This window comes from Pseudoalteromonas sp. TAB23 (genome assembly GCF_000498075.1).
Taxonomy (GTDB): domain Bacteria; phylum Pseudomonadota; class Gammaproteobacteria; order Enterobacterales; family Alteromonadaceae; genus Pseudoalteromonas; species Pseudoalteromonas arctica.
In genome coordinates, this window is record NZ_AUTP01000075.1 from 1 (window position 1) to 863 (window position 863).

The window sequence follows — 863 nt, forward strand, 5'->3', positions numbered from 1 at the left end:
GCCGCCATTATTGTTGCTTTTTTAGGGCGACTCCACCCAGTAGGAATTACGTTTGCGGGCTTATTAATGGGGCTTATTTATATGGGAGGTGAACTTGCGCAAATTAACATGGGATTACCTAACGCTATAACCGGTATTTTTCAGGGGTTAATGCTGTTTTATTTACTCTCGTGCGATGTGCTTATTACTTATCGCCTTAGATTTTCGCTGCCATTTAAACAACAAAAAGCGCAGCCAATACATATTGCACAGGAGTCTTAAATCATGGAATTAGATGTAATTACTAATATTTTATACGCCACTATTCGTACAGGCACCCCCTTATTGCTGGTGGCGCTGGGTGAAATGGTATGCGAAAAAAGCGGCACCTTAAATTTAGGGCAAGAAGGCATGATGCTACTTGGCGCAGTGGCAGGGTTTATAACTATGTACCAATGCGACAACCTATTTATTGGTTTTACGGTAGCAGCTTTGGTCGGGGTTACGGCCTCACTTATTTTTGCTTTTGTAGCACTTAATTTAAATGCTAGCCAAGTAGCGGCAGGTTTAGCGCTGACTATTTTTGGTACAGGCCTTTCGGCATTTTTAGGGGCCGACTATGAAGGAAAAACCATTAACGCGTTACCTACTTTATCAATTGCAGGGTTTGAGCATATTCCGGTTTTAGGCAAAGCGCTATTTTCGCAAGACGCCATTGTGTATTTAAGTTGGGGTTTAGTGTTTGGTGCGTATTTGTTTTTTAAATACCACAGAGCAGGCCTTGCAGTACGAGCTATTGGCGAAAACCCAAGTGTGGGTAATAACTTAGGATTACCTGTAATGCGTACACGTTATTTAGCCGTTATGTTTGGCGGCGCACTGGC

General features: G+C 42.6%; 1 protein-coding gene and 1 pseudogene. Both read left to right on the forward strand.

The window, feature by feature from the left end; genetic code table 11:
• Window positions 1–261, forward strand: a pseudogene (locus tag L654_RS0101775) (ABC transporter permease); the annotation flags it as partial.
• A 3-nt stretch (window positions 262–264) separates the two neighbouring features.
• Window positions 265–863 (forward strand): ABC transporter permease (locus L654_RS0101780; protein ID WP_024607073.1); only part of this gene is annotated, 599 nt, incomplete at its 3' end.